Genomic DNA, 1,159 nt, shown 5'->3' with positions numbered 1-1,159 from the left:
CTCAGTTGGTTAGAGCTATCGGCTCATAACCGATCGGTCGCAGGTTCGAGTCCTGCAGGGTCCATCGGTTCATCTATAGAAGCATCATATAGTTCGGAGGTATACCCAAGTCCGGCTGAAGGGATCGGTCTTGAAAACCGACAGGCGGGTCAAACCGCGCGGGGGTTCGAATCCCTCTACCTCCTCCATCTTACATATGCGGGTGTAGTTTAGGGGTAAAACCTCAGCCTTCCACGCTGATGATGAGGGTTCGATTCCCTTCACCCGCTCTTATTTCATGATGGGCCTGTAGCTCAGCTGGTTAGAGCGCACGCCTGATAAGCGTGAGGTCGGTGGTTCGAGTCCACTCAGGCCCATTAGAAAATACTTGCTTCTGGGATAGGAACTAAATAGTTCTGTAGGATAATTTATTGTTTATGTTGCGCTCTTAGCTCAGCTGGATAGAGCAACAGCCTTCTAAGCTGTAGGTCAGAGGTTCGAATCCTCTAGGGCGCGTGAGCCATTCATTATTATTTAGTAGCTTAGTACTAGAATAGCCAACTCTATTTTACATATATTTTTATCTTGGGGCCTTAGCTCAGCTGGGAGAGCGCCTGCCTTGCACGCAGGAGGTCAGCGGTTCGATCCCGCTAGGCTCCATCTAAGAAGGACTACAGTTAGCTTATTGGCTAATTGTAGTCCTTTTTTTGTGGTAATTATTCCTTTTACAATTCACGTTTAATTTCTACAACACGTGATACTGTTAATTCAGTGAAATTTGCTACTTCTTCAACTGTCATGCCGCTACATAGAAGGCGTCGTGCGGTTGTTTCGTTAGCAATTTTTTTACCTTGCTCTAAGCCTTGTTCTAATCCCTCCTTCATTATGCGTTTTCTACCTTCCTCGAGTCCTTCTTTCAATCGTAGTTCCATTTCTCTTTTAGCTGCTTCTTCATCTAAAATATATTTTAGCCTTGCTTCATAAGCAGCGTACTCCTTATCATTCATACTTAATTCTTCCCAATTTTTAAAGGCAGACTCTAATGATTTATCGTTCATTGCAATCTCCTCCAATTTTAGAAAAATGTCATCATAAACCTTTTTATTCTTCCTGTCAACAATTCCTAAAAGTAAGTTTGTGTCAAGATTTTCTCGGTACCCTTTCCACTCCAGTATTTCTG

6 tRNA genes and 1 pseudogene are annotated in these 1,159 nt (G+C 43.4%); 6 read left to right on the top strand and 1 reads right to left on the bottom strand.

Features of this window, described 5'->3' with window-relative positions:
• From IEX94_RS19320 to IEX94_RS19295, 6 genes are all read left to right on the top strand, one after another.
• Positions 1 to 64, top strand: a tRNA-Ile gene (locus IEX94_RS19320).
• Between the two features lie 31 nt (positions 65 to 95).
• Positions 96 to 188: transfer RNA gene (locus IEX94_RS19315), tRNA-Ser, on the top strand.
• Between the two features lie 10 nt (positions 189 to 198).
• Positions 199 to 269 (top strand) — tRNA-Gly (locus IEX94_RS19310).
• A gap of 13 nt (positions 270 to 282) precedes the next feature.
• Positions 283 to 356: transfer RNA gene (locus tag IEX94_RS19305), tRNA-Ile, on the top strand.
• 65 nt (positions 357 to 421) lie between these two features.
• Positions 422 to 495, top strand: a tRNA-Arg gene (locus tag IEX94_RS19300).
• Between the two features lie 71 nt (positions 496 to 566).
• Positions 567 to 639: transfer RNA gene (locus IEX94_RS19295), tRNA-Ala, on the top strand.
• Positions 640 to 704: 65 nt separating this feature from the next.
• Here IEX94_RS19295 and IEX94_RS19290 read toward each other — a convergent pair.
• Positions 705 to 1,159: pseudogene (locus IEX94_RS19290) on the bottom strand (hypothetical protein); the annotation flags it as partial.

The sequence above is a fragment of the Oceanobacillus indicireducens genome (assembly GCF_014647195.1).
Classification (GTDB): domain Bacteria; phylum Bacillota; class Bacilli; order Bacillales; family Amphibacillaceae; genus Oceanobacillus; species Oceanobacillus indicireducens.
The sequence above is the reverse complement of the archived record's forward strand: the minus strand, read 5'-3'. Positions and strand labels throughout refer to the sequence as shown.